At 72.2% G+C, this 25,867-nt stretch carries 22 protein-coding genes and 1 pseudogene; 13 read left to right on the top strand and 10 right to left on the bottom strand.

Annotation, left to right across the window (positions count from 1 at the left end; translation table 11 throughout):
- Window positions 1–91 precede the first annotated feature (91 nt).
- On the top strand, window positions 92–268 hold the full coding sequence (locus E9998_RS25220; RefSeq protein ID WP_158299735.1) for a hypothetical protein: 177 nt from the start codon (window positions 92–94) through the stop codon (window positions 266–268).
- A gap of 125 nt (window positions 269–393) precedes the next feature.
- On the opposite strand, the gene E9998_RS08095 is transcribed toward E9998_RS25220, so the two are convergent.
- Complete coding sequence (locus tag E9998_RS08095) at window positions 394–1,071, bottom strand: NUDIX hydrolase (protein ID WP_136529210.1); 678 nt, start codon at window positions 1,069–1,071, stop codon at window positions 394–396.
- Between the two features lie 67 nt (window positions 1,072–1,138).
- Between E9998_RS08095 and E9998_RS08090 the strand changes: the two genes are divergently transcribed.
- The 5 genes from E9998_RS08090 to E9998_RS08070 all read left to right on the top strand — a co-directional run bounded on the left by E9998_RS08090 (window position 1,139) and on the right by E9998_RS08070 (window position 11,856).
- A complete protein-coding gene (locus E9998_RS08090; protein WP_136529209.1) occupies window positions 1,139–2,140 on the top strand; it encodes an SPFH domain-containing protein in 1,002 nt (333 codons plus the stop codon).
- Entirely contained in the window at window positions 2,137–3,057 is a 921-nt protein-coding gene (locus tag E9998_RS08085; RefSeq protein WP_136529208.1) for an NAD(+)/NADH kinase, read from the top strand. Before E9998_RS08090 ends, E9998_RS08085 begins: the two co-directional genes overlap by 4 nt.
- A gap of 112 nt (window positions 3,058–3,169) precedes the next feature.
- A complete protein-coding gene (locus E9998_RS25805) occupies window positions 3,170–10,138 on the top strand; it encodes a DUF5979 domain-containing protein (protein ID WP_158299734.1) in 6,969 nt (2,322 codons plus the stop codon).
- A 137-nt stretch (window positions 10,139–10,275) separates the two neighbouring features.
- Window positions 10,276–11,361: an AI-2E family transporter gene (locus tag E9998_RS08075; protein ID WP_136529206.1), complete on the top strand. Its 1,086-nt coding sequence runs from the start codon at window positions 10,276–10,278 to the stop codon at window positions 11,359–11,361.
- A gap of 93 nt (window positions 11,362–11,454) precedes the next feature.
- The gene (locus tag E9998_RS08070) at window positions 11,455–11,856 is read left to right on the top strand and encodes a DUF7144 family membrane protein (protein ID WP_136529205.1); all 402 of its coding nucleotides are present in this window, start codon (window positions 11,455–11,457) and stop codon (window positions 11,854–11,856) included.
- On the opposite strand, the gene E9998_RS08065 is transcribed toward E9998_RS08070, so the two are convergent.
- Window positions 11,840–12,970 (bottom strand): PP2C family protein-serine/threonine phosphatase, encoded by a 1,131-nt coding sequence (locus tag E9998_RS08065; RefSeq protein ID WP_136529204.1) that lies wholly within the window; start codon window positions 12,968–12,970, stop codon window positions 11,840–11,842. The two genes, E9998_RS08070 and E9998_RS08065, sit on opposite strands and share 17 nt — an antisense overlap.
- A 30-nt stretch (window positions 12,971–13,000) precedes the next feature.
- A complete protein-coding gene (locus E9998_RS08060) occupies window positions 13,001–13,405 on the bottom strand; it encodes a DUF7144 family membrane protein (protein WP_136529203.1) in 405 nt (134 codons plus the stop codon).
- Window positions 13,406–13,559: 154 nt separating this feature from the next.
- On the opposite strand from E9998_RS08060, the gene E9998_RS08055 reads away from it, so the two are divergent.
- The 5 genes from E9998_RS08055 to E9998_RS08035 all read left to right on the top strand — a co-directional run bounded on the left by E9998_RS08055 (window position 13,560) and on the right by E9998_RS08035 (window position 17,391).
- Complete coding sequence (locus E9998_RS08055; protein ID WP_136529202.1) at window positions 13,560–14,243, top strand: hypothetical protein; 684 nt, start codon at window positions 13,560–13,562, stop codon at window positions 14,241–14,243.
- Window positions 14,244–14,343: 100 nt separating this feature from the next.
- Complete coding sequence (locus tag E9998_RS08050) at window positions 14,344–14,748, top strand: DUF6325 family protein (protein ID WP_136529201.1); 405 nt, start codon at window positions 14,344–14,346, stop codon at window positions 14,746–14,748.
- Window positions 14,749–14,761: 13 nt separating this feature from the next.
- Window positions 14,762–15,049 carry an SHOCT domain-containing protein gene (locus E9998_RS08045; RefSeq protein ID WP_136529200.1) on the top strand — a complete coding sequence of 96 codons (288 nt, stop codon included), beginning with the start codon at window positions 14,762–14,764 and terminating at the stop codon, window positions 15,047–15,049.
- Window positions 15,050–15,066: 17 nt separating this feature from the next.
- Window positions 15,067–15,447 carry a phage holin family protein gene (locus E9998_RS08040; protein WP_136529199.1) on the top strand — a complete coding sequence of 127 codons (381 nt, stop codon included), beginning with the start codon at window positions 15,067–15,069 and terminating at the stop codon, window positions 15,445–15,447.
- Window positions 15,448–15,501: 54 nt separating this feature from the next.
- A complete protein-coding gene (locus E9998_RS08035; protein ID WP_136529198.1) occupies window positions 15,502–17,391 on the top strand; it encodes an alkyl/aryl-sulfatase in 1,890 nt (629 codons plus the stop codon).
- On the opposite strand, the gene E9998_RS08030 is transcribed toward E9998_RS08035, so the two are convergent.
- The gene (locus tag E9998_RS08030; RefSeq protein WP_136529197.1) at window positions 17,381–18,640 is read right to left on the bottom strand and encodes an MFS transporter; all 1,260 of its coding nucleotides are present in this window, start codon (window positions 18,638–18,640) and stop codon (window positions 17,381–17,383) included. The genes E9998_RS08035 and E9998_RS08030 overlap by 11 nt on opposite strands.
- A gap of 226 nt (window positions 18,641–18,866) precedes the next feature.
- Window positions 18,867–19,151, bottom strand: a complete 285-nt coding sequence (locus E9998_RS08025; RefSeq protein WP_136529196.1) for a hypothetical protein — start codon at window positions 19,149–19,151, stop codon at window positions 18,867–18,869.
- Window positions 19,152–19,262: 111 nt separating this feature from the next.
- Here E9998_RS08025 and E9998_RS08020 point away from each other — a divergent pair, with 111 nt between their 5' ends.
- Window positions 19,263–20,000: an SDR family NAD(P)-dependent oxidoreductase gene (locus tag E9998_RS08020; RefSeq protein WP_136529195.1), complete on the top strand. Its 738-nt coding sequence runs from the start codon at window positions 19,263–19,265 to the stop codon at window positions 19,998–20,000.
- A 52-nt stretch (window positions 20,001–20,052) separates the two neighbouring features.
- Here the strand turns inward: E9998_RS08020 and E9998_RS27020 are convergent, their stop codons facing one another.
- The 5 genes and pseudogenes from E9998_RS27020 to E9998_RS08000 all read right to left on the bottom strand — a co-directional run bounded on the left by E9998_RS27020 (window position 20,053) and on the right by E9998_RS08000 (window position 24,643).
- Entirely contained in the window at window positions 20,053–20,388 is a 336-nt protein-coding gene (locus E9998_RS27020) for a cellulose binding domain-containing protein (RefSeq protein ID WP_476729801.1), read from the bottom strand.
- A pseudogene (gene xynC / locus E9998_RS08015) lies at window positions 20,380–21,645 on the bottom strand (glucuronoarabinoxylan endo-1,4-beta-xylanase XynC); the annotation flags it as partial. The pseudogene xynC and the gene E9998_RS27020, both read right to left, overlap by 9 nt.
- 206 nt (window positions 21,646–21,851) lie before the next feature.
- A complete protein-coding gene (locus E9998_RS08010) occupies window positions 21,852–23,033 on the bottom strand; it encodes an MFS transporter (RefSeq protein ID WP_158299733.1) in 1,182 nt (393 codons plus the stop codon).
- Window positions 23,034–23,231: 198 nt separating this feature from the next.
- Window positions 23,232–24,098, bottom strand: coding sequence for a GNAT family N-acetyltransferase (locus tag E9998_RS08005; protein WP_136529192.1), 867 nt, complete (start codon window positions 24,096–24,098; stop codon window positions 23,232–23,234).
- A gap of 41 nt (window positions 24,099–24,139) precedes the next feature.
- Window positions 24,140–24,643 (bottom strand): ArsR/SmtB family transcription factor, encoded by a 504-nt coding sequence (locus tag E9998_RS08000; RefSeq protein WP_204745320.1) that lies wholly within the window; start codon window positions 24,641–24,643, stop codon window positions 24,140–24,142.
- Between the two features lie 86 nt (window positions 24,644–24,729).
- Between E9998_RS08000 and E9998_RS07995 the strand changes: the two genes are divergently transcribed.
- Window positions 24,730–25,860 (top strand): S41 family peptidase, encoded by a 1,131-nt coding sequence (locus E9998_RS07995; protein ID WP_136529191.1) that lies wholly within the window; start codon window positions 24,730–24,732, stop codon window positions 25,858–25,860.
- Window positions 25,861–25,867 lie beyond the last annotated feature (7 nt).

The following is a 25,867-nucleotide window of genomic DNA, read 5'->3' as shown; positions in this document are numbered from 1 at the left end:
TTGATGCATGCGGTCGGCGTCGCCGACCGCTCGTCCGCGGTGCCCCTGAGGGGGAGGCACTACGGTAACCAGAATTTGAAAGGATTCAAATGTGATTGACACAATAGTTAACGATCAACTGTTCGTCAATCCGGGGGCGGGGTTCCACGTAAAGACCGTAATCAGGGTGTTACGCACCCGATTCGACCTCGTGATCGTCGGCTCGGCCGAGTCCAAAGGAGATCGCGGGATCGGCTCCATCAATACCGTTGCAGCGCAAGGCATCTGAGTGCAAAGTTCGAGGCCTGCGCGGTCGGGTCACGGCGCGGACCTGCCACTGCGTGATTGAATCGGTTCAACCTGCCGTCGCGAGCCTCGACGCCGCCTCCGTGCGAAGCGCCGCGCGCCCGGCCCTCAGACGCCGCCGCGGCGCAGGATCGGCGGGTTCAGCAGGGTCGCCGATCCGCGCCGGAACAGCTTCGCCGGGCGGCCCGGACCGCCTCCGGTCGAGTCGCCGGTGGGGGAGACGAACCCGGGCGCGGTGGTCGCCTTGCGGTGGAAGTTCCGCGGGTCGATCGTCTCGCCCCAGACCGCCTCGTAGACCTGCCGCAGCGCCGCGATCGTGAACTCGGGCGGGCAGAACGCGGTCGCCAGCGGCGTGTACTCCAGCTTCGAGCGGGCCCGTTCGACCCCGTCGGCCAGGATGCGGTCGTGGTCGAAGGCCAGGCGCCGCTCGCCGACCGGCCGCCACTCGGCCTCGGCCGCGTCGGTGCCCGCTTTCGGCACCGGCAGGTCCGGCAGCAGCGCCAGGTAGGCGACGGTGACCACGCGCCCACGCGGATCTCTCTCGGGCGCACCGTAACTCGCGAGCTGCTCCAGATGGCCCCCGGGTCCGGCGAGGCCCGTCTCCTCTGCCAGCTCGCGCCGCGCGGCGGCGGCCAGGTCCTCGTCGGCGAGGACGAAGCCGCCCGGCAGCGCCCATTCGCCGAGGTGGGGCTCGCATCCGCGCCGCACCAGCAGCACGCACAACTCGTCGCCGCGTACCGTCAGCACCACGAGGTCGACCGTGACGGCGAACACCGGATAATTCATTATCACCACCTTGACGATAATCTACCATCCCGGTTATCGTCGTACTGACGAGAAAAGGAGCCACCCCATGGCCGACGTAACCCGACTGCTGTTCCTGCGCCACCTCCGCGGCGCCCCCACCGCCTGGGTCCGCTACCAGAAGCGCGGCCGACTCTGCAAGGAGGGCACGGGCCAGTCGTTCTGGTACCGCCCCCTGGTCGCCGTCCTCTCGGAGGTCCCCGTGGACGACCGCGAACTGCCCCTGCTCTTCCACGCCCGCACCGCCGACTTCTCGGACGTCACCGTCCAGGCCACCGTCACCTACCGGATCGCCGACCCCGCGCTGGCCTCGACCCGCCTGGACTTCTCGGTCGACCCCTACAAGGGACGCCCCCGCGCCCGCCCCCTCGACCAGGTCGCCACGCTCCTCACCGAGCTCGCCCAGCAGCCCGCCCTCGACCTGCTCACCCGCCTGCCCCTCGCCGAGGCGCTCACCCTCGGCCTCACCCAGATCCGCGAGGCCGTCGCCGCCGCCCTCGCCGACGACCCCCGACTCGGCGACATCGGCGTGGCCGTCGTCAGCGCCCGCGTCGTCGCCATCCGCCCCGAACCCGAACTCGAACGCTCGCTTCAGACCCCCACCCGCGAGGCCGTCCAGCAGGACGCCGACAAGGCCACCTACGCCCGCCGCGCCCAGGCCGTCGAACGCGAGCGGGCCATCGCCGAGAACGAACTCCAGAACAAGATCGAACTCGCCCGCCGCGAACAGCAGCTCGTGGAGCAGAAGGGCGCCAACGACCGCCGCCGCGCCGAACTCGACGCCGCCGCCGGCCTCGCCACCGCCCAGGGCGAAGCCGAGAAGGAGCGCACCCTCGCCGCCGCCCAGGCCGACCGCGTCCGCGCCGTGGGCGCCGCCGAAGCCGAAGCCGAGGCCGCCCGCATGGCCGCCTACAGCGACCTGCCGCCCGCGATCCTCCAGGCCCTCGCCATGCGCGAACTCGCCGGGCAGCTCCCCGAGATCGGCCAGCTCACCATCACCCCCGACCTCCTCAGCGGCGCCCTCACCCGCCTCGCCGACGGCCAGCGATGAGCACGACCCTCGCACCGCGCGTCGTGGTCGTCAGCCGCCGTAGCGAACTCGACGAACTCCTGGTCCGCCACGGCACCCGCCCCGCCGCCGACCACTACCTGCGCCAGCGCGGACGCGACCTGGACGAGGTCACCGCCCGCCACGAGGCGCTCCAGGCCGCCCTCACCGCCGTCGACGCGGCGATCCCGGCGGACTGGCGCCGCGGCCGCGTCGACCGCGAGGACCTGCCCCGGTTCCTCTTCGCCCCCGAAGACCTCGTCGTCGCGGTCGGCCAGGACGGCCTGGTCGCCAACCTCGCCAAGTACCTCGACGGCCAACCGGTCGTCGGCGTCGACCCCGAGCCGGGCCGCAACCCCGGCGTCCTCATGCGCTTCCGCCCGGAGGTCGCCGCCGCGGCGCTCCGGGCGGTCGCCGCCGGGACCGCCGCGATCCGGCGCCTCACGATGGTCACCGCCCGCCTCGACGACGGCCAGGAGCTCTCGGGCCTCAACGAGATCTACGCCGGGCACAGCGGCCACCAGTCCGCCCGCTACCGCCTCATCGACGCGGACGGCCGCGCCGAACGCCAGTCCTCCTCGGGCGTCCTCATCGGCACCGGGACCGGCGCCACCGGCTGGAGCGCCTCCGTGGCCGCCGAACGCGGCCTCGCCGCCGCGCTCCCGGCACCCGAAGAACCGGCCCTGTCCTGGTTCGTCCGCGAGGCCTGGCCCTCGCCCGCCACCGGCACCGAACTCACCGCGGGCGCCCTCGCCACCGGCGAGCGCCTGCGGCTCGTCTGCGAGAGCGAACGCCTCGTCGTCTTCGCCGACGGCGTCGAATCCGACCGCCTCGACGTCACCTGGGGCCAGCAGCTCACCATCGGCCTCGCCGACCGCCACCTCCACCTCGCCCGCCCCGGCCGCCCCGACGCCACATAATGGAGTCATATCGTCACTTCGGGTGATACCGTGCGCGGGGTCGTGCCCGTCCTTCGGGCACTGTGGTCGATGCGCGGGGGTGCCGATGCGGTCTGTCAGGTGGAAGGCGTCCGTGCTGGTCACGGTCGCGCTGGTCATGATGATGTCCGTCCTGAGCCCCGCCCCGGTGTACGCGCAGGAGCCCGCGACGCTCAGCGTCCAGAAGACCGCCTCCGTTGAGACCGTCCAACCCGGAGAGACGTTCACCTACACGATCACCGTGGGCTGCACGACCTTCGGCGCGGGCTGCGCGAACGCGGTCGTCACCGACGCGATCCCGGCCGAGTTCATCGTGCAGGGCACCCCCACCGTCAGCGGCGCCGCCGCCGACGCCTCGGCCGACGGCCAGAACATCACCGTGACCTTCACCGAGGAGCTGTCGAGCCCGCCGGGCGCGGTCGGGATGCTCCCCGCCACGACCGCCCAGATCCAAGTCCTCGTCAGGGCCGACCCCGACCTCCCGCACTCGGCCGACGGCATCCCCGTCACCAACACCGCCGAGTTCGCCGGCGACGACGCCACCACAGTGGAAGACAGCGTCGACGTCACCCCGCAGGTCCCGCTCGACCTCGCCGTCGAGGCCGGGAAGTCCTTCGACCCGACCGAGGCCGTCGCCCGCCCCGGCACCCCCACCACCGCCACGATCACCGCCGCCGACCAGTCCAACGGCGACGTCGAGCAGCTCGTCCTCACCGACCCGACCGACCCGTCCGCGAGCCCCAACCCCTTCGACCACCTCGCCGTCACCGGCTTCGGCGCCGTCACCTTCCCCGAAGGCGCCGACCAGGTCCAAGTGGACGTGTGGGTCGACGGTGCGTGGGTTCCGGGCACGCCCGGCGCCACCGCCGTGCTGCCCGCAGGCGTGGACCCCGACGACGTGCGCGGCGTCCGCCTCACCTTCACGAACGCCGCGGGCGACCCGATCCCCGCGGGCGGCAGCGCCTCGGTCGAACTGGACCTCGTCCACCGCGACGACGTGAGCGACATCGACGCCCAGACCGTCGTGAACAACACCGTGACCGCCGAGGTCGCCGCCGAAGGCGACACCGCCTCCGACGAGGCCTCCGCGGACTACACGATCATCCCGCTCGACATCACCGCCGCCGCCGGGAAGTCCTTCGACCCCGACCCGGTAGCCGCGGGCGCCCCGTCCACGGTCACCCTCACCGGCACGAACGCCGGCACGCCCGTCGACACCATGACCATCACCGAACCCGACCCGTCCACCGACAACCCGTTCGAGAACGGCCTCACCTTCACCGGCTTCACCGACGGCGTCGTCTGGCCCTCCGGCGCCACCGCCGCCACGGTCACCTACACCTACGACGACGGCACCTCCGACACCCTCGACGCCACGGGCCCGGACACCCTGCCCGCGCCCGCGGACGGCGCCACGGTCACCGGCTTCACCGTCGTGTTCACCGGCGACATCGCCTCCGGCGCCCAGGCCACGATCCCGTTCACGGTGGACACCGACCCCGACCAGACCGAAGAGGAGGTCGTCCACGACAACCAGGTCCTCGTGGAGGTCGCCGAAGGCGACGACACCGGCACCGCGACCGCCTCCGACACGCTCACCACCCTCGCCGCCCGCCTCGCGGTCGACATGGAGAAGCGCATCAGCCCGACCGAAATCAACTCGGTCCCGGGGGAGAAGGTCGTCGTCCAGCTGCCCGCGCAGATCGAGGACTTCCCGGCCTCCACCACCGACGCCACGCACCTCATCGTCCAGGACCCGTCCACCGTGCCGCCGGACCCCGACCCCGACCCGTTCTGGAACAGCTTCGACGCCACCGCGATCACCCAGACCGCCGTCCCCGCCGGGGCGACCCTCACCATCTCCTACTGGGACGGCACCGAATGGGTCGTCCTGCCCGGCGCCGAAGCCATCGAGGGCGCCGCGATCGTGAACCTCCCGATCCCCGCCGACCTCGACGTCCAAGGCCTCAAGTTCGACTACCACGACCCCGACGGCTTCGCGCCCGGCACCTCCGTGCAGCCGAACTTCCAAGCGGCCCTTCGTGACCAGAAGCGCGACGGCACCGGCGACGCCACCGGCTTCGACACGCTCGTCACCGACTGCGCCTCCTCGAACGCCTCCGTGGGAGACGTCGCCGACGCCTCCGACCCGGCCTGCGCCGACGTCCAGATCAACAAGGTCCCCACCGACGGCACCGGCGACCTCATCGAGAAGAACTTCCTCGAACCCACGCCCGGCTCCGGCAACACCGTGATCGCCCGCTCCGGCGACCAGATCGACGCCGAACTCCACTGGTCCACCGGCGGCTACTCCGGCCTCGACCAGGTGATCCTCTCCGACGTCGCCGACCCGACGATCCCGATCGACGACAGCTTCTACAACGCCTTCGACCTCGTCTCGATCGACGCGATCACCGCCGCCGACGACCCCTGGCTCACGTACGACGCCGTCGCCCGCGTCGAACTGTGGAACGGCACCGCCTGGGTCCGCGCCGCGAGCGACCCGTGCCCCGGCGCCTGCGACGGGACCTTCCCCGGCTACACGCTCTCCGACACCGAGCGCGCCACGACCGAGAGCGTGCGCCTCGTCTTCATCGAGAGCCCGACCCGCGCCGACCGCATCGGCACCGACCCGACCCTCCCGCAGGTCGGCGACGGCGTCACCCGCTCCAGCGGCGACGACCGCACCCTGCGCCTCACCTTCCAGGTCCGCGACGAGGTCCGCGACCCCCAGACCGACCCGGACCCGGTCCTCGGCAGCCGCGACTACAACGCCGGATCGCCCGGCCTCGTCAACGACACCGCAGGTGCCACCGGCTACAAGGACGGCACTGAAGTCGTCCGCGACACCGACACCGACGGCGTCCTCATCGTCGACGTCCCGCTCAACGTCGGCATCTCCAAGGACTGGACCGGCGGCCCGCTCGGCATCCCGCCCACGGGCACCGACCCCGACGCCTACCCGTCCGGCCGCGTCTCGATCACCGCCACCAACCGCACTGCCGCCAACGTCGACTCCCTGACCATCACCGATCCGCTCAACGACGACCCGTTCGACGTGTTCGACCTCAAGCAGATCGTCTCGATCTCCATCCCCGAGGGCGCGACCGGCACGACGGTCACGATCACCACCGCCGCCGGCACCACCGACTACTCCGTCGAAGACGCGCTGGCCCTCACCGAAGCCGACCTCGCGGACGCCGTCGGGATCACCGTGGCCCACACCGGCCGCATCGAGGCCGGGGCGACCTCCACGGTGGAGCTCGACCTGCGCCTGCGCGCGACCCACCGCGACGGCGGCGCGGCGGTCACCACCGCCGACTCGCCGGTCGCCAACGACGCGCAAGCCGAGGTCCGCGACCTCGGCGGCACCGACGAGGACACGCCGACCGCCGTGGACGACGACACGATCACGCTCGCGGGCATCGACATCTCCGTCACCGCGGGCAAGTCCTTCGACCCGACCTCGATCACCGAGCCCTCGCACGGCCCGGTCACGATGACGATCACCGGTCAGCCCGGCGGCTCGACCCGCACGAACCTGATGACGCTCACCGACGATGAGCCGCTGCTGTGGAACCAGTACGACTTCTCCGGCTTCGGCGACTTCTCCTTCACCGCGCCCATCGACCGCGTGCAGGTCGACGCCTTCACCGGCGGCACCTTCACCGACACCGGCTCCGGCGTCACCGTCACCGGCGGCGCCTGGACGAACGGCCAGCCCGCCACGTCCCTCGCACTGCCGGACGGCGTGAACGCCGCCGACGTCCAAGGCCTGCGCTTCACCTTCACGCGTGAGGACGGCGCCATCTGGGAGAACCCGGCCACGCCGCTCCAGGCCGTGCCGATCGAACTCGTCCGCCGCGACGAACTGCGCACCGGCGGCCCGGTCCTGACCGACCTGACCGGCAACGCCCCCGCTCCTGGCGAGACCGCCGCAGGCGTCGCCACCAACAACGTCGACGTCATCGTCAAGGGCGCCGTCATCGTGGACGGCGAACCGGTGAGCGCCACCGACACCGCCCAGGCCACCGTCCTCTACCGCCACTCGAAGAACGCCGTCGAGATCGTCAAGCTCGCCGACGGCGCGGTGGACGGCGGCGCGAAGCCGCCGTCGACGGTGTACCCGTACACGATCCAGGTCACCAACACCGGTGACCGGGCCATCGTGGACCCGGTGATCCGCGACGTCATGCCGACCGACGCGACCGGCGCGCAGCTCACCTTCGACCCCCAGGCGAACCCGGGCGGCGAAGGCGCCTTCACGTACGCGCTCGACGGCGCCGCCCCCGATCCGGCCTCGGGTCCGGCGATGCCGACCGACGCCGCGGAGGTCACGACCGACATCACCGGCGACGTGGAGGAGATCGACTTCTCCTTCCCGGCGGGCACGGTCCTCGAAGTGGGCCAGGTCTACACGATCACGATCCAGCTCATGGTCCGACCCGGCGTCGCGGGCGGCACCGTCGTCCAGAACACCGCGGGCGTCACCGGCGACCGCCCGTGGGACGAATGCGACGGCACCCTCGACGCGGCCACCGGCGAATGCCAGGCCGCCTCGTCGGTGACCGTCGCGTCCTCGGCCTCGATCCGCTCGGTCAAGTCCGTTCGTGCCGAGGACGACGAACTCGGCGAACTGTCGGTCGACGCGGACACGCCCGCCGAGGAATGCGCGCCCAACGGCGACGGCTTCTTCGTCTCGCCGTGCGTCCCGATCCTCAAGCCCGGCGGCGACCACGTCTGGCGCTTCGAGGCCACCAACACCGGCAACCTCGGCCTCAAGGAGGTCGTCGGCTTCGACCAGCTGCCGACGCCCGGCGACACCGGCGCCATCAACGACAACCCGCGCGGCTCCGAATGGCGCCCGCTCTTCGAGGGCACCGCGCGCCTGACCACGGCCGTCCCGGACGGCACCGTGACCCGCCTGTATTGGACCGCCGATGCGACCCAGTGCACCCAGGTCGCGGTCGAGGACTGCCCGGACGGCTCGTGGACGCTCTTTCCGCAGAGCGGCGGCCCGGCGTTCACCGACGAGATCCTGGAGAGCGTGACCGCCCTCCGCTACGAGGCGACCTTCCCCGACGAATCGCTCTTCGAACCGCTGTCGAAGATCGGCTTCGAGTTCATCATGACCGCGCCCGCGTTCTCGCCCGCCGAGGGCCCGGACACGATCGCATGGAACTCGGCCTCGGTCGGCGGCGAGACCGCAAGCGCCACTGAGCAGTTCAGCCAACTGCCCCTGACCGAGGGCCAGCGCGTCGGCGTCGCCCTCGCCACCGGGCACCTTGCGATCACCAAGGAGGTCGCCGGTGACGGCGCGGCCTACGCGCCCGACTCGTTCACGCTGCACCTGGAGTGCCGCTCGGCGATCGGCACCCGTGTGGAGGCCGACGTCCCGCTGGGGGACAAGGCCACCCAGACCGTGACCGCCGGTGAGACCGTCGTCGTCGAAGACCTGCCGTACGGCGCCGAGTGCACCGTCACCGAGGACGACGCCAACGGCGCCACCGACTTCGAGGCCACCACCGTCACCGTCGTGCGCGACGACGAGGACCCGCTCCTCATCACCGCCACCAACACCTACGCGCTGGCAGGACTCACCGTCTCCAAGGACCTCGACTCCGCCGCGGTCGACCAGGACGGTGAGCCGATCCCCTACGGCCCGTTCACGATCGAAGTCGAATGCACCTACCTCGGCGAGGCCGTCTACGCCGACGGCTACGGCCCCGACGACCCGATGACCGCCGAACTCGACGGCGGCGAGGAGGTCGTCTTCACCGGCCTCCCGGCCGGCGCCGAGTGCACCGTCACCGAGACCGACGACAAGGGTGCCGACGGCATCACCGTCACCACCGACCGGGCCGGGGAGGACCCGGTCGTCGTGGACGGCGGTTCGGCCTCGATCGTCCTGAAGCAGAACGGCGACGACCTGCCGACCAACACCGCCGACCTCACGAACACGTTCGGCACCGGCTCGCTCGTCCTGCGCAAGCACGTGTTCGGCTCCGGCACCGGCCCGGTCACCCCGGGCCCCTTCACGATCCAGGTGCTCTGCACCCTCGACGACGAGTCGGGCACCCGCACCGTCTGGCAGGGCGAAGTGGTCCTCGGCGGCACCTCGCCGATGGAGGCCGAGATCGACGACCTGCCCGAAGGGGCCGCGTGCTCCGCGATGGAGACCGGCACCGGCGGCGCCACCTTCGCGATCGTCCTGCCGCGCCAGGTCACCGTCGACTCCGACGCGCCGGTGACGCTGCACGCGGTGAACGTGCTCTCCTCCGGCTCGCTCGAAGTCGTCAAGGAGGTCACCGGCGACGGCGCCGACCTGTACGGCGCCGGGCCCTTCGAGGTCACGCTCGACTGCGTGTTCGACACCGGCGAGGGCACGGTGACCGTGCCGGTCCCCGACGGCGCGACCCGCGAGTTCGGCGTGGACGAACCGGCCGTCTACGAAGGCCTGCCGACCGGCTCGGTCTGCACCGCGACCGAGACCGGGACCGGCGGTGCCACCGAGGTCACCGTCAGCGCCGAGACGGCGACGATCCCGTTCCGCGACCAGGCCGAACTGACCGTCACCAACCGCTTCGACACCGGCGGCCTCACGGTCGCCAAGGACCTGGCCGGGACCGGCGCCGACGACCACGACGGCGACGACTTCGAGTTCACGCTCGCCTGCGTCGCCGACGTCGACGGCGAGACCGTCGCCGTCGACGTCCCCGGCGGCGCGACCCGGACCGTCACCGGCGCCGGGCAGGCCGCCTACACCGACCTGCCCGCCGGGGCCGAGTGCACGCTCACCGAGACCGGAGACGGCGGCGCCGAGACCACCGCGATCCTCATCGACGGCGCCGACACCGCCGAGTTCACCGTGGCCGCCTGCGACGAGGCGACCTGCCAGGACGCGGTCATCACCAACACCTGGACCGCCGACGAACCGGGCCTGACCGTCACCGGCGCCGACACGGCCGACCTCGCCAAGGCCGCCGCGGCGCTCCTGCTGCTCGGCCTCGGCATGATCGTCCTCGCCAGGCGCCGCAGGGCCGGAACGGAACCGCGCGGCTGACCGACCGGCCCGCTCGCGGACGCACCCTCCGCGGGCGGGCCCCACCGCCCAATGCGAGGAATCACCGATTCCGGTCCATTCCCGACCGTACGATCTGGAGGCCCGGTCCATCCGGGCGCTGCGAGAGGGGACCGGCCGTGAACGGGTCGAGGCGGTGGCGGGGATCGGACGGGCCGCGCCCGCACCGCACCGCCCCGCCCCTGGTCATGCGGTCCCCGTTCCGCTTCGGGCTCCTCGCGAGCCTCGGCGGGGCCGTGGTCGTCGCCGCCGCGCTCCTCCTGCCCGTCCTCAGCACCGTCCTCGTCATGTTCCTCGTCGCCTGGCTGCTCGCCACCGGCCTCAACCGCGGCGTCGCCCTCCTCGTCCGCAAGGGCCTGCGCCGCGGCCTCGCCGTCACCGCAGTCCTCCTCGGCTGCCTCCTCGCCGCCGCGCTCCTCGGCGCGATCGTCGTCCCCGTCGCGGTCACCGAGATCGCCGGGCTCGTCGGCTCCCTCGACGACTATGTGCGCTGGCTCGCCTCCACCGACGCCGTCCAGGACTTCGAGGAGCGGTACCACCTGTTCGACCAGTTCGCCGGGTACCTCACGCCCGACCGCGTGCAGTCCCTCGCCTCCGGCGTCATCGGCGGCGCCGTCTCGGTCGCGGGCGCGTTCTTCATCGTCTTCACCGTCGGCGTCCTCACCCTCTACTTCCTCGTCGGCTACGACCGCATCCTCAACGGCGCCTTCCGCCTCGCCCCCGCCTCCAAGCGCGCCGACGGCCGCGAACTCGCCGACGGCGTGCTCGACAAGGTCGGCGGCTACCTCACCGGCGCCGTGCTCGTCGCGATCTGCGCGGGCGTCAGCTCCTTCCTCCTCATGCTCGTCCTCGGCACCCCCTACCCGCTCGCGCTCGCCCTCGTCGTCGCCGGCCTCGACCTCATCCCGCAGGTCGGCGCCACCCTCGGCGCCGTCGTCTGCGCCCTGGTCACCCTGACCGTCTCGCTCCCGGCCGCGCTCGTCGCCGTCGCGTTCTTCATCGGCTACCAGCAGCTCGAGAACTTCTTCATCTACCCGCGGGTGATGAACCGGACCGTGCAGGTGTCGAGCCTCGCCGCCGTCGCGAGCGTCCTCGTCGGCGGCGCCGTCGCCGGGGTCCTCGGCGTCCTCGTCGCCGTGCCCGCCTGCGCCGCCGTGCAGCTCATCGTCCGCGCCACCGTCCTGCCGCGCCTCGACCGGACCTGAGCCGATTCCGCGATTCCGTCCCCGCCCGCCCCCGGAGGCGCTACACAGGAGCGACAGCGCCGCGGCCCGCGGCGGAGCGGAGAGGGGCCGAAGATGAGCGACGACGGAAGACTCGCCTGGGCGACCGCGGGAGCGGTGGTCGGCGGCAGCCTCATGATCACCTCGGGGCTGTTCCAGCTCTTCGAGGGCGTCGCGGCGATCGCCCGCGACGACCTGTACGTGAGGCTCCCGGAGTACACGTTCGCGATCGACACCACCGGCTGGGGCTGGATCCACGTCGTCCTCGGCGCGCTGGTCGCGCTCGTCGGCGTGTTCGTGCTCCTGGGCCGCTCGTGGGCGTACGGCGCGGGGATCGGCCTGGTGATCGTCTCGACGCTCAACCAGTTCTTCTTCATGCCGTACTACCCGCTGTGGGCCCTGCTCATCATCGCGTTCAACGTGTTCGTGATCTGGGCGCTCGCGGTGGTCCTCGGCGAGGTCAACTCGCCCTCCTGACCGCCGGCCCGTCCTCGGGGCCCCTGATCCTGAGCACCAGCGCCGCCGCGTCGTCGGTGAGCCGGTGCCCCTGCGCCTTCACGTCGGCGAACAGGAACTCCACGGCCTCCGACGGGTGCGTGAACGGCGGTCCCGCCGCCACGCGCTCGCGGAGGCGGTCCTCCAGCGGGTAGAGCCGGTCGGTGCGGTCGCGGGCCTCCAGCAGCCCGTCGGTGAACGCCACGAGGAGGTCCCCGGGCGCCAGCGCCCGGCCGACCGAGGTCGCCTCCACGTGGTGCTCGCCGACGAGCCCCAGCGGCGGCGCGGGGTCGAGCGCGACCGGCAGGACCTCCGAGCCGCGCACCAGCAGCGGCACGTGGTGCCCGAAGCTGCGGATCTCCACGGTGGACCCGTCGCGGTCGAACGCCATGAGCAGGGTCGTCGCGAACTCCTCGGTCCAGTCGCCGCGGTACTGGTTGCACATCGTCATGCGCCGCTCCAGGCGCACGCTCAGCGCGTTGAGGTCGACGTCGTCGAGCGCGCCCTCCCGGAAGGACCCCAGGATCGCGGCGGTCGTCATGACGGCGTCGAGCCCGTGCCCCGAGACGTCGCCGAGGACGGCCCTGATGCCCCACGGCGTGTCGAGCAGGTCGAAGAAGTCCCCGCCCAGGCTGCTGTCGGCGGTCGCCGCCCGGTACCTGGCGGCGCATTCGATCCGCCCGATCCGCTTGGGCAGCTCCGGCAGCAGCGCCCGCTGGGCCGCCTCGGCGACCGACTCGATGCTCAGGAGCCGGGCCACGACCCGGTCCCGCAGGTAGGCGATGAGGACGCTGGTGGCGCCGATGAGGACGACGGTGAGCAGCTCGGAGTGCCCGTCCTCGATGTTCGCGCCCAGGTCCATCGTCTCCAGCGTCACGCAGGCCACGACGGACGCGGCCGAGACGACGGTGGTGATCTTGGGGCCGTTGACGAGCGCGGCCAGCGGCGGCATCGCCGCGATGACCGCCCACAGCTCCACCGTCGAGGTGAAGATCTCGACGGGGACCATGATGACGATGAGCACCAGCGGGATCGCCCGGAGCCACGCGAGACCGCGGGTCTCGCGCAGCGCCAGCATTTCGGGGAGCCGCTCCATCGCCTGCCTCCTCACCCTTCCCCGGCGGTCCTACCGGCCGCCCTCGCTCCGCGCGAACAGCGGCTCGCCGGCCGTCGTCACCGCCCACAGGACGAACACCGAGAGCGCGATGAGCGCGACCGACCAGCCCGGTTCGATCGGCAGCCACAGGAAGTTCGACACGAGCGAGGCCGCCGCCAGCGCGAACGCGAGGATCCGCGCGAGCCGCCCGCCGCGGAAGAGCCCCACCGCCACGACGATCGCGAGCACCCCGATTGCCAGGTGCACCCAGCCCCACGCCGCGATGCTGAACTCGAACGTGTAGCCGGGCGGCGCGGTGACGTACCCGCCCGAGGCGACCGCCGCGATCCCGTTGGCCGCCTGCCCGATCCCGCCGAGCCCGAGCAGCAGCGCGGCGGCGACCGTGCCGCCGCGCCCGCGAGTCGTAGACCCCATGACAACCTCCCTGCCGTCAACTACCGATCTTCGCCCCACGGGCGCCCTAAGGTGGCGAACCGCGCGAATGTGTTCGCTGCGCGCGTCCCGATTCGGCCGCTGCCGGGGCTTTCGGCCGCTACAGTCCAGACCATTCGGGACGGAGGCCGGTGCGGTGGACGACGACGGTGGAGCGGCGATGCCGCGGTGGATCGACCTGGCCCTGACGATCATCATGGCGCTCGCGGCGGTCGGCACCGCCTGGGCGGGATTCCAGAGCGCGAAGTGGAGCGGCTTCCAGGCCATCGCCTTCGCCGACGCCGGGGCGGCCCGCACCGAGTCGGCCAAGGCCAGCACCGACGCGGGCCAGGACCGGCTCACCGACACCGTCGCGTACACCTCTTGGCTCGAGGCGCTCCAGCGGGAGATCGTCGCGGGGACCTCGCCGCGCCCGCAGGGGGACTACGCGCCGAACCCGGACGAGGTCTCGGGCTTCCTCTACGAGCGCTTCCGCCCCGAGTTCAAGCCCGCCTTCGACGCCTGGATCGCCACGCACCCCCTGATCGACCCGGCCGCCCCGGCGACGCCGTTCGACATGCCCGAGTACGTTCTCGAATCCGACGCCCGCGCCGCCGAGCTCGTCTCGCGCGCCGAGGCGTTCACGCAGGAGGCGCACGAGTTCAACCAGCGCTCCGACAACTACGTGTTCATGGCCGTGATCCTCGCGCTCGCCCTGTTCTTCGCGGGCGTCGCGGGCCGCGCCCGCACCCGCCGCTCCCAGCACTTCCTGGCGATCGCCTCGGCCGTGGTGTTCGTCGGCGCGGCCGTGGTGCTCCTGGCGCTGCCCAAGACGTTCTGACGGGCCGATCGGATGCGGCGAAACGGCCGGCGCCCGGCTCCGTCCGGTGTAGCGTCCGACGCAGGACCTGCGAGGACGCGGTCCCAGTCGGGAGGCGAGCATGACGGGCAAGGCGCCAGTGGACCTGGTACTGGTCGAGTTCTCGGGGAACCGTTTCGACGGCCGGGTCCTGACCGAACTCGAACGGCTCGACGGGGACGGCACGATCAACGTGCTCGACGCGCTGCTGGTCAGCCGCGGCTCGGACGGGTCGGTCGAGTGGCTGGAGGCCGCCAACGTCGACAAGCGACTGGCCGCGCTCGTGGGCGAACCGGCGGGGCTGCTCGCGGCGGAGGACGCCGAGGCGATCGCCGAGGAGCTCCAGCCGGACACCGCGATCGGGATGCTCCTGTTCGAGCACTCGTGGGCGTCGACGCTGTCCGAGGCGATCCGCGGCGTCGGCGGGAACCTGCTCGACTGGGAGCGCGTCCCGGCCGCGGCCATCACCGAACTCGCCGGGAACTAGAGGAGGCACCGAGATGATTCGACGCGTCGGACGACCCGGACTGCTCGGCACGATGGCGCGCACCGCCGTCATCGCCGGGACCGCCGGGGCCGTGAACCGCTCCATGAACCGCGCCGCGAACAACCGCGAGCAGACCCAGGCCGACGCCCAGGCCTACCGCGAGCAGCAGGCCGCGCCGCCGCCCGCGCCGAGCGGCGGCGACGACGTCATCGCCCAGCTCGACCGCCTCGCGCAGCTCCACGCCGCCGGGGCCCTCAACGACGCCGAGTTCGCCGCCGCCAAAGCCAAGCTCCTGGGCTGAACCGAAGGGGGAGGGCGATGCGCTTTCTCACCCGCACGCTCGTCACCGCCGCGGCGCTCGCCCTGGCGGTGCTCATCGTGGACGGCATCGAGCTCGACGGCTCCGGCCCGGTGCGCAACGCCTTCACCCTCATCGGCGTGGCCCTCGTCTTCGGCCTCGTCAACGCGCTGATCAAGCCGCTGGTGCGCAAGGTCGGCGGCTGCGTGTACGTCGTGACGCTCGGCCTCGCCGCGCTCGTCGTCAACGGCCTGCTGTTCCTGCTCACCGCCTGGATCGCCGACCAGATGGGACTGCCGTTCGCCATCGACGGCTTCTGGTCGGCGTTCTGGGGCGCGCTCATCGTCGCCGTCGCCGGATGGCTCATCGGCCTCGCCGTCCCCGACCGCAAGACCGAGTGACCGGATATCGCCGTTCACCAGGCGATCGACCGGCTCCGGTGTGAGACTGGCGCCATGACTGCATCCAAGCCGGCCTCCGCCTCCATCGCCGCCGGGCAGCGCGAGCTGCTCGGCAGGCTCCCGTTCTCCGACACCCAGGACTTCGAGGACGCGAGCCGCGGCCTCGTCGGCCGACGCGAACCCGGCGCGGTCGCCAACGACGCCGGGGACACCGTGTGGGACAACGACACCTACGCCTTCCTTGAAGGCGACGCGCCCGACACCGTCAACCCCAGCCTGTGGCGCCAGTCCCGGCTCAACGCCACCGCGGGCCTCTTCGAAGTCGTCCCCGGCATCTACCAGGTCCGCGGCATGGACCTGTCGAACGTCTCCTTCATCGAAGGCGACGAAGGCGTCGTCGTCATCGACCCGCTGCTCACCGCCGAGACCGCGAAGGCCGCCTGGGACCTCTACCGAGAGCACCGCGGCGACCGGCCCGTCAAGGCCGTCGTCTACACCCACTCGCACGTCGACCACTTCGGCGGCGTCAAGGGCATCGTGACCCAGGAAGAGGTCGACTCCGGCGCCGTGAAGGTCTTCGCGCCCGAGGGGTTCGTCGAGCACGCCGTAGCCGAGAACGTCTACGCGGGCACCGCGATGGGCCGCCGCGCCGGGTACATGTACGGCGCCGCCCTCGCCCGGGGACCGCAGGGCGCCGTCGGCGCGGGCCTCGGCCAGACCACCTCCACCGGCACCGTCACCCTCATCGCGCCGACCGACGAGGTCACCACCACCGGCCAGGAGGCCACCGTGGACGGCGTCCGCATGGTCTTCCAGATGGCGCCCGACACCGAGGCGCCCTCCGAGATGCTCATCCACCTGCCCGGCTTCAAGGCCCTGTGCGCGGCCGAGGACGCCACCCACACCTTCCACAACATCCTCACCCTCCGCGGCGCGGTCGTGCGCGACCCGCACGTGTGGGCCAAGTACCTCACCGAGACCATCGACCTCTTCGGCGCCGACACCGACGTCGTCTTCGCCTCCCACCACTGGCCCACCTGGGGCCACGACCGGGTCGTCGCCTTCCTTGAGAACCAGCGCGACCTGTACGCCTACGTCCACGACCAGACCCTCCGGATGCTCAACCAGGGCCTCACCGGCCCCGAGATCGCAGAAGAGCTGGAACTGCCGCCGGTCCTGGAGAACGCCTGGAACGCCCGCGGCTACTACGGCTCCCTGAGCCACAACGTGAAGGCGATCTACCAGCGCTACCTCGGCTGGTTCGACGGCAACCCCGCGAACCTGTGGCAGCACACGCCCGTCGAGCGCGCCAAGCGCTACACCGAGGCCCTCGGCGGCGCCGACAAGGTCGTGGAGGCCGCCCGGCCCGCGTTCGAGTCCGGCGACTACCGCTGGGCCGCCGAACTCCTCGGCCACGCCGTCTTCGCCGAACCCGGCCACGCCGCCGCCCGCGACCTCCTCGCCGACACCTACGAGCAGCTCGGCTACGGCGCAGAGAACGGCACCTGGCGCAACTTCTACCTTTCGGGCGCCACCGAACTGCGCGAAGGGAACTTCGGCACGCCCACCGCCGCCAGCTCGCCCGACCTCATCGGACAGCTCTCGCCCGAGATGCTCTTCGACGCCATCGCCATCCAGGTCAACGGCCCGAAGGCCTGGGACGAACGCGTCCTCGTCGACGTCGTCGTCCCCGACGCCGACACGACCTACCGCGTGCGACTCGCCAACGGCGTCCTCACCTACACGACCGCGCCGCAACGCGAGGACGCCGAGGTCACCATCACCGCCGACCGCCGCGCGCTCCCGCGCCTCGCCGGATTCGGCCTCGACGCCGACCAGCTCGCAGCAGCCGGCATCACCGTCACCGGCGACCAGGCCGCCCTCGGTCGCCTCGCCGCCGTCATCGACCCGGGCGACACCGCCTTCGACATCGTCACGCCCTGACGCGAACAACGGGGGCGCGGGCCTCGGCCCGCGCCCCTTCGCGTCTTAAAGACCCGACCGCGACCGGCTCCGCCTCGACCTTCGCCGTGTTCGCCGTCAACAGGCCCGTCACGAGCGCCGCCGCCGTGAACACCGCCGCCGTCAACGCGATGCTCCGCGCACCGCCGTGCGCGAGCGTCAGACCGCCCAGGCCCGAACCGAGCGCGATCCCCACGTTGTACGCCACCGAACTCGCCGCCGACGCCGTGTCCGTGCCGCCCGGCGCGAACTCCATGACCCGGTTCTGAAGCGCCGGACTGAACGCCCCCATCGCCAGACCGGTGAGGACGATCGCCCCGCCCGCCACCCACGGGCTCGTCCCGAACGCCCACATCGCCACCAGGATCGCCGTCAGCAGCACCATAGGCAGCGCCACCGCCAGGCGCTGGTCCCGGTCCGAGAGGTACCCGCCCGCCGCGATCCCGCCGAAGTCGGCCAGGCCCCGCATGAGCAGCAGCGGCCCGAGCATCGCCACCGACATCCCGGCCACCGAGGTGATGAACGCCGACGTGTACGTGTAGATCGCGAAGAACCCCGCCACCGCGAGCACCGTCGTCACCAGCACCAGGGCGAACCGGCGCGCGTCCGGCGTCGTGCCGCGCCCCGCGTGCTCGTTCCGGGTCGGCTTCGCGGGCAGCGCGACCGCCACGACGACCAGCGCCAGCAGACCCGCCGCAGCCAGCGCCAGGAACGCCGCCTGCCAGCCTGCGCGCTGGCCGAGCCAGGTCGCGGCCGGGACGCCGAGCATCGGGCCGATCGAGCCGCCGGTGTAGACCGCCGCGAGGACCCGCCCGCGCACGCGGACCGGGAACATCCCGGCGGCGACCGGCCCGACCACGCCCCAGAACACGGCCTGGCTCAGCGCGGTCGCCACGCGCGCGGCGAACAGCGCCCCGTACTCGGAGGCGGCCGCGGAGCACACGGTCGCGACGACCATGACCGCCATGAGCACGAGCAGCAGCGGCCGTCTCGGGATGCGCGCGACCAGCTTCACCAGCGGCAGCGTGATGATCGCGACCGTGACGCTGTAGCCGGTGACCAGCAGGCCGACCTGCGACTGCGAGACGTCGAGGTCCCCGGCGATCTCGCCGAGGAGCCCCACCGGCACGGTCTCGACGGTGACGTAGCAGAAGGCCGCGACGGCGAGCGCGACGAGCGCGGCCACCGAGCGGGGGTCGAAATCGGACGGTCTCGCGGCTGGCGCGGACATGGGCGACACCTCGTTCGCGGGGGCTGCGCGAGGGTCTCGCGGACAGCACGGCGGGCATGGGGGACCACTGCGTGGCACCCGGCCGTGAGGCGACGGCGATGGGCAGTCGGAAGCGTACAGCAGTTCGGGCGCGTCAACGATCCTGAAACGACGTGAGCCCCGCCGCGTCCGCGACGCGAAGCCCCGGCACGCGAAACGCCCGCCGGACCACCGGCGGGCGCTTTGCTCAGGGCCGCTCGGGGTAGTCGCCCGGGGGCTCGTCGGGGACCGGTTCGCCCGGGTCCCGGTCGAGCGGTTCGGCGACCTCGTCGGGGACCTCGGCCGCCAGCTCCTCCTCCAGGGACCCGCCGCGGCGCTCCTCGGCGGGCGTCATGCCGAAGCGGTCGGCCTCGCTGTAGTCGCGGGCGTCGAGGATGTCCTCCTCCAGCGACTCGTCGGTCGCGCCCTCGTCATCGTCGTCGACGAATCCGAAGACCTCCTGCTCGCTGGCGTCGTACGGCTGATCCGACATGGCTCCCCCTTCGTCCCGGACCAGTCTGTACCCGCACGCGGCCCGCGGCACGCGTACGCGCGCATTCGCGGCCCCTGGCGCGCCCGGCGACCGCGGGGCTACCGTGTCGCGATGAACCGTTTCGAAGGCAGGGTCGCCGTGGTCACCGGCGGCGCCAAGGGCATCGGGGCCGCCTGCACCGCCAGGCTCGCCGAGGAGGGCGCCGTCGTGTACGTTGCCGACACCGACGAGGACGCGGGCGCACGCCTCGCCGAGGCCTCCGGGGGCCGCATCCGCTTCCACCGCACCGACGCCGCGAGCGCCGCCGACTGGGCGCCCCTCACCGAGGCCGTGCTCGAAGCGCACGGGCGCCTGGACGTCCTGGTCTCCAACGCCTTCGCCAGCGTCAACGGCGCGCCCCACGAGCTGTCCGAAGCGGACTGGGACCTCACGCACGACGTCACGCTCAAAGCCGCCTACCTCGGCGTCAAGGCCTGCATCGGCCCGCTGCGGGCCGACCGCGGCGCGATCGTGGCCGTCTCCTCGGTCCACGCCCACCGCACCCAGCCCGGCTACACCGCGTACGCCGCCGCCAAGGGCGGGCTCACCGCGCTCGTCAGGCAGCTCGCCGTCGAATACGCCCCCGAGGTCCGCTGCAACTCGGTCGCACCCGGCCCGATCCTCACCACGCACTGGGCCGACACCACGCCCGAGGAGATCGTCCACGCCGGGACCGAGACGCTCCTGGGGCGCATCGGCCGGCCCGAGGAGGTCGCCGCCGCCGTCGCGTTCCTCGCCTCCGAGGAGGCCGCCTTCGTGACCGGCGTCGAACTGCCCGTGGACGGCGGCTGGCTCGCCGCCAAGCGCTGAACGCAACCGCCCGCGCCCTCGTGCGAGGGCGCGGGCGGGCCTTCCGGGGGAATCAGCAGGAGAGGTCGAGCGCGGTCGCCGGGCCCGACGCGACGAAACCGAACACCTCGCGGGTCTGGCCGGCCTCGATGCGGGCGTTCCAGCCGATGTCCGAGGCCGAGACCGCCGAACCCGTCTGCGACCAGTCGGCGTTCCACGCGCTGGTGATCTGCTGGCCGCCCGGCCACGTCCAGTTGAGGTTCCAGCCGTCCACGGCCTCCTCGCCCGCGGTCACCGAGACCTTGCCCTGCCAGCCCGAGCCCCAGTCGCCGACGACCTCGACGCGGCCCTGGCAGGACCCGCCCGGTTCGGGGTCGGGATCGGGGTCGACGCTTCCCTCACCCGTCACGAACGTCGTGATGCTCTGCGCCGGAAGGGAGGCGGTGAACGCGCCGCCGGAGACCGCGATCGGGTTCTGAGCCACGAGGTTCCCCGCGGAGCTGGTCCGCCAGGAGGACACGCTCGTCGCCGTGGAGCCCTGGATCGTGACCGGCAGGTTCACCGCCGAGCCCGACTTGTTCACCGCGACCACGACGACCCTGCCGTCCGGGCCCCGGTAGGCCGAGGTGTACACGTTCGACTGCGGCGTGGCCGTCGCGTCCACGCGCACGTAGCCGGGCCGCACGAACTTCGCGAAGTGCGCCATGTTCGCGCCCCGCTTGCTGATCTGGCCGTCCTCGCGCATCGGGCCGTAGGAGCGGCGCAGGTACCACCACACGTACGCCTGGAACTGGCCGTCGACGAGGGCGCGGTGCATGTGCTCGCCCACGTCCAGGGCCTGCGGCCACAGGTCGGCCGAGTCGCTGCTGTTGGGGTAGTAGACCTCGGTCATCCACAGCTCCTTGCCCGCGCCCTTCTGCTGGTACAGCGGGTACGGGAAGTCCGCGGGCTGGGTGCCGTAGAGGTGCGCGCCGAGGATGTCGGTGTTCGCGAGCGCCTGCGCGTCGTTGAGGATCGGGTCGGAGAGCACCTTGCGGTACTGGAAGGACTCGGGCGCGATGACCTTCGTGCCGATGGCGGCGGTGTTCTCGCGCAGGAACCGCACGATCTCGGCGGAGGTCCAGGCCGTCCAGTCGTGCGCGTAGTCGGGCTCGTTCTGGACCGACACGGCGTGCAGGTCCACCCCGTTGTCGCCCATGAACTCGTAGAAGTCGTTGAGGTGCGCGGCGTAGGCGCCGTACTGGTCGTAGCGCAGGCGCTTGCCGCCGGAGAACGTCTCGGTCATCGACGCGGGCGGGTTCCACGGCGAGGCGAAGACCAGGGCCCCGAGCTCGGAGGCGCGCTTGGCGGTCGCCACCTCGCGGCTCCAGTTGGCGCGGTCCTCGTGGACGGGGATGCGGAGCATGGTGAAGCCGAGCTGGTTCGCGCCGTTGCCGAAGGCGGTCTCGCGCTGGGCCGCGGTGAGGTCGGCGATCCAGACGGTGTGGTTCATCGCGCCGAAGCCGCGGATGGTCTGGCGGGAGGCCGCGGGGTTCACGGTCACGCCCGATTGCGCGGTCGCCGGTGCGGCGACGGCGATGACGGGGATGGCGCCGGCGGCCAGGAGCGAGCGCCTGCTGATCGATCTCTTTGTGGCTGAACCGGTTCGGTTGTCTCGTGACGTCATGGATCCTCTTTCCTCTGCTGCCGGTGAGAGGCCCGGGTCGTCCGTGGGAACGCCCGCGGGCTTCGGGAGGGATCCGTTCTGGAGCCGTTCGGCGCGTCCCGGCGGGGGAGCGGCCGATGGTTTCGCTGCGGCTTTCGAACGTTCACTAAGTTTGAAGAATAGACATAACTCAATGTCATGTCAACGCTTGCCAGCCTTGCGGGGCCTCACGCTCCCACAGTCTCCCGCCGCCGCACCGTCGCCGAGGTCGCGAGCGCGGCGGCGAGTCCGGCGGCGGCCATGAGCGCCCCGGTGAGCGCGATGCCCCGCGTCCCGAACTGCGCGATGGTGAGGCCGCCGAGGCCCGAGCCGAGGGCGATGCCCACGTTGTAGGCGATGGAGCTGCCCGCTGAGGCGGTGTCGGTGCCGCCGGGCGCGAACTCCATGACCCGGTTCTGGATCGCGGGGGTGTACATGCCCATCGCGAGGCCGGTCGCCACGACGGCGCCGCCGGCGACCCACGGGTTCGTCCCGAGCGCGAACATCGCCGCCAGTGTCGCCGTGAGCAGCACCGAGGGCAGCAGGACCGCGAGGCGTTGGTTCCGGTCGGAGAGGATGCCGCCCGCGGCGATCCCTCCGAAGTCGACGATCCCGCGGGCGAGCAGCAGCGGCCCCATGAGCGCCGCGGCGATCCCGGCCACGGCCGTGACGAACTCGGCGGTGTAGGTGAAGACGGCGAAGAACCCGCCCACGGTGAGCACGCTCGTGGCGAGCACGAGCGCGTACCGGCGGGCGTCGGGCGTGGTGCCCCGCCCGGCGTGCTCGTTGCGCGTCGGCCGGGACGGCAGCGCCGCCGCGAGGGTGAGGAGCGCGAGCAGGCCCAGGCCCGCGAGCGCGAGGAACGTGGCCTGCCATCCGGCGACCTGGCCGAGCCAGGTCCCGGCGGGCACGCCGAGCATCGGTCCGAGGGACCCGCCGGTGAAGACCACCGCCATGACGCGCCCGCGCACACCGACGGCGAACATGCCCGCCGCGACCGGGGCGACGACGCCCCAGAACACCGCTTGGGCCAGGGCGCCGAGCACGCGGGCGCCCAGGAGCATCCAGTAGCCGGTGGCGGCGGCCGACAACGCGGTCGCGGCGACCATGAGGGCCATGAGGACGAGCATGAGCGGACGGCGCGGGACGCGGGCGACGGCTCGCACCAGCGGGAGCGTGGCGACCACGACGGTGATCGCGTACCCGGTCACGAGCAGGCCCACCTGGGACGGCGGCACCTTGAGGTCGGCGGCGATCTCCGAGAGCAGGCCCACCGGCATGGTCTCGGCGGTGACGAAGCAGAAGGCCGCGACGGCGAGCGCCAGGAGCGCGGCCACCGATCGCCGGTCGAGTTCGGACAGTCTGGTCATGTCGCGCACCTTGCCGAGCGGCCCTGGCCGGGGCCGCCGCATCGGAGGGGTGGAGTGCGTCGGTCGCCTTGCGGTCCTTGGCGTTCCGCAAGGCGTGGGATCGCCGAGCGATGGAAACGCTACCAAAACTTATTGAAACATGTCAACATATTCTTTGAAACTGTATCGGGGACCCGCCGGAGCGGGTCCCCTTCGCGTTCAGTCCTTACGGCACAGGTCGCGGACCTCGGGGAGGATCCGGAAGCCCGCCGAGGCGTACGCGGCGACCCCGCCGGGGTTGGAGCTCGGGGTGCAGACGATGACGCTCGAAGCGCCCATCTCGCGCAGCGCCGCGGCGGCGGCGAGGTTCATCGCCCTGCCGTGGCCCTTGCCGCGGTGGTCCGCGTGGACCCCCATCGGCTCGATGAGCCCCGGCCTGCCCGGCCCGGCCGACCACACCGTGGCGGTCGCGACCGCCTCGCCGTCGGCGTCGTAGGCGAGCAGGCACCGGGCGTCGGCGAACATCGGCCCGGCGGCCATGTTGCGCCAGCGCTCGACCGTGAACCCGGGCGACCCGAACGCCGAACGGTGCACGGCGGTCTGGACCGGCGCCAGCGCCTCGTCCGTCACCGCGATCCGCAGGCCCGGGTCCTCGACGGGGTCGGCGAGGTCGCGGCGCAGCGGCGTCCACGGGTCCTCGCTCACCCAGCCGTGCTCGGGCAGCAGCTCCTGGAGCAGCGAGTCCATCGGCGCCTCGACGTTGACCGCCCCCTCGGGCAGGACGCCGCGGTCGGGGTCGACCACGTCCGCCACGACCCTCTCGGCGAGTTCGCGGTCCTGCCGCGCGTCGGGCGCGGTGGTCATCCTCAGCACGTCGGGGCCGTCGAGCAGGCCCACGGCGAGCAGCCGCCCGTCCCGGCTCCAGGTCCGCACCGCGGCGGCGGCGGTCTCCGCGCCCAACTGGCGGTACCAGGCGATGTCACCGGGGTGCAGCTGCATGGGCGCCCCCTGGATCTGCCACTCCCGCATGGCGGCCACCGCCGCGTCCATCTCGTCGACTCGTGGTCGATTCAACTCCGTTGCCATGCCCAGATCACACACCACCGGCCCCACGGTGCACAACCGTTTTACGCGGCGCCGTCGCGTCCGCCGGGCCGGTACACCCCGACGATGACGCCGTGCCTGGCCCCGCCCTCCTCGTCGGACAGCTCCTCGACCATGTCCTCCAGCGTGCGGCGCAGCCGCTCGGCCTGCTCCTCGCTCAACCGGACGTTGCGGACGGTCAGGAACGGGTCGGCGCCGTCGGAGAGGACCTCCTCGGCCACGGCCGCCATCGCGGCCCGCGTCGCCTCGCCGGTCTCGTAGCGCATCCGCTTCGCCGCGCGCCTGAAGTACTGCTCGGTCCCGCCCCTGACCTGCCTGGCGCGGTCGGGCACGACCAGGCCCGACTCGCGCAGGATCTTCAGGTGATGCCCGGCGCTGCCCTTGCTGATCCCGAGCTCGGCCGCGAGGCCGCTCAGTGTCGCGGGCTTCTGCGCGAGCGCGAACAGGAGCCGGTGGCGCACCGGATGGCCGAGCGCCCGGTACTCCTGGGCGGAGGCGATGGTGATCTCTTCCTCGGGTGCCGTCATGAAATTAAGTGTCCAAGAGTCTGGACGCTTTGTCAAATCGGTGGTTCACTACTACTGACCGACCCGCCGACCGCTGGAGGACTCCGATGCCCACCGCCGCCACCGACGTCATCTCGAACATCACCCGCCTCCTCGACGAGCACTACGTGTTCCCCGAGGCCGCCGCCGAGATCATCGCGGTCCTCACCGCCGCCGCGGCCGAAGGCCGCTACGACGGCGCCGACCAGGCCGCCCTCGCCGAACTCGTCACCCCCGACCTGCAGGCGGTGAACCGCGACCTCCACCTGCGCCTGAAGTACAGCGAGACCGAACTGAGCGACACCCACGACGACGAGGCCACCCAGATGCGGCAGATGGCCGAGTGGAGCGCCCTCACCAGCGGCGGCGTCCAGCGCGCCGAGCGCCTGCCCGGCAACGTCGGACTCCTGAAGATCGAACCGCTCATGTTCCCGCCCTCGGTCGCGGGCGACCAGCTCACCGCCGCCATGCACCTGCTCGCCGGCACCGACGCCCTCATCATCGACCTGCGCGACTGCCTCGGCGCCGACCCGACCACGGTCGCGCTCGTCTACAGCTTCCTCACCGACGACGAGCCGGTCCAGCTCTCCGGCCTCGCCCACCGCGACCCCGACTCCCTCAAGCAGCTGTGGACCGCGCACGTCCCCGGCCCCAAGTTCGGCGGCACCAAGCCCCTGTGGGTCCTCACCGGCGCCAAGACCTTCTCCGGCGGCGAGGCCCTCAGCTTCGACCTCCAGGAGCGCGGCCGCGCGGAGGTCGTCGGCACCCGCACCCGCGGCGGCGCCCACCCCCGCCACGCCTTCCGCGTCGACACCAACCTCGAGGTCACCATCCCGACCGCCCGCTCCGTCAGCCCCGTCTCAGGCGGCAACTGGGAAGGCGTCGGCGTCGTCCCCGACGTCGAGACCGCCGAAGCGGACGCCCTGCGCGAGGCCCGGCGCCGCGCCCTCGAAGCCGTCCTCGAACTCGGCGCCGACGGCATGAGGGCGCCCGTGGCGGCCGAGGCCAAAGAGGCGCTGGCGGCGCTGGCTGAGTTAGCGGGTCGGGTTCGGATGGGGAGGCGTGCTGCCGCGGTTGTTGGTTTGGGAGCTGGCTCGGTAGGGCTGGGGCGCTTAGGGTTAGAGATAAAGGCGCACCGACAAGAAGGTGCGCTGGTCCCCGTTCTCGTTGCGGCGCTGTGGGAGTGGCGCCGAACATGAGCGTCTT

It is taken from the genome of Glycomyces paridis (genome assembly GCF_004912155.1).
In the GTDB taxonomy this organism is placed as follows: domain Bacteria; phylum Actinomycetota; class Actinomycetes; order Mycobacteriales; family Micromonosporaceae; genus Glycomyces; species Glycomyces paridis.
The sequence above is the reverse complement of the archived record's forward strand: the minus strand, read 5'-3'. Positions and strand labels throughout refer to the sequence as shown.

Excerpts from the sequence above, each read along its gene's own strand:
- E9998_RS08010 (WP_158299733.1), bottom strand. The coding sequence starts at position 23,033 with ATGACCAGACTGTCCGAACTCGACCGGCGATCGGTGGCCGCGCTCCTG.
- E9998_RS08050 (WP_136529201.1), top strand. The coding sequence starts at position 14,344 with ATGACGGGCAAGGCGCCAGTGGACCTGGTACTGGTCGAGTTCTCGGGG.
- E9998_RS08070 (WP_136529205.1), top strand. The coding sequence starts at position 11,455 with ATGAGCGACGACGGAAGACTCGCCTGGGCGACCGCGGGAGCGGTGGTC.
- E9998_RS08065 (WP_136529204.1), bottom strand. The coding sequence starts at position 12,970 with ATGGAGCGGCTCCCCGAAATGCTGGCGCTGCGCGAGACCCGCGGTCTC.
- E9998_RS08060 (WP_136529203.1), bottom strand. The coding sequence starts at position 13,405 with ATGGGGTCTACGACTCGCGGGCGCGGCGGCACGGTCGCCGCCGCGCTG.
- E9998_RS08040 (WP_136529199.1), top strand. The coding sequence starts at position 15,067 with ATGCGCTTTCTCACCCGCACGCTCGTCACCGCCGCGGCGCTCGCCCTG.
- E9998_RS08035 (WP_136529198.1), top strand. The coding sequence starts at position 15,502 with ATGACTGCATCCAAGCCGGCCTCCGCCTCCATCGCCGCCGGGCAGCGC.
- E9998_RS08095 (WP_136529210.1), bottom strand. The coding sequence starts at position 1,071 with ATGAATTATCCGGTGTTCGCCGTCACGGTCGACCTCGTGGTGCTGACG.
- E9998_RS08090 (WP_136529209.1), top strand. The coding sequence starts at position 1,139 with ATGGCCGACGTAACCCGACTGCTGTTCCTGCGCCACCTCCGCGGCGCC.
- E9998_RS08045 (WP_136529200.1), top strand. The coding sequence starts at position 14,762 with ATGATTCGACGCGTCGGACGACCCGGACTGCTCGGCACGATGGCGCGC.
- E9998_RS08000 (WP_204745320.1), bottom strand. The coding sequence starts at position 24,643 with ATGACGGCACCCGAGGAAGAGATCACCATCGCCTCCGCCCAGGAGTAC.
- E9998_RS08025 (WP_136529196.1), bottom strand. The coding sequence starts at position 19,151 with ATGTCGGATCAGCCGTACGACGCCAGCGAGCAGGAGGTCTTCGGATTC.
- E9998_RS08020 (WP_136529195.1), top strand. The coding sequence starts at position 19,263 with ATGAACCGTTTCGAAGGCAGGGTCGCCGTGGTCACCGGCGGCGCCAAG.
- E9998_RS08030 (WP_136529197.1), bottom strand. The coding sequence starts at position 18,640 with ATGTCCGCGCCAGCCGCGAGACCGTCCGATTTCGACCCCCGCTCGGTG.
- E9998_RS07995 (WP_136529191.1), top strand. The coding sequence starts at position 24,730 with ATGCCCACCGCCGCCACCGACGTCATCTCGAACATCACCCGCCTCCTC.
- E9998_RS08085 (WP_136529208.1), top strand. The coding sequence starts at position 2,137 with ATGAGCACGACCCTCGCACCGCGCGTCGTGGTCGTCAGCCGCCGTAGC.
- E9998_RS08005 (WP_136529192.1), bottom strand. The coding sequence starts at position 24,098 with ATGGCAACGGAGTTGAATCGACCACGAGTCGACGAGATGGACGCGGCG.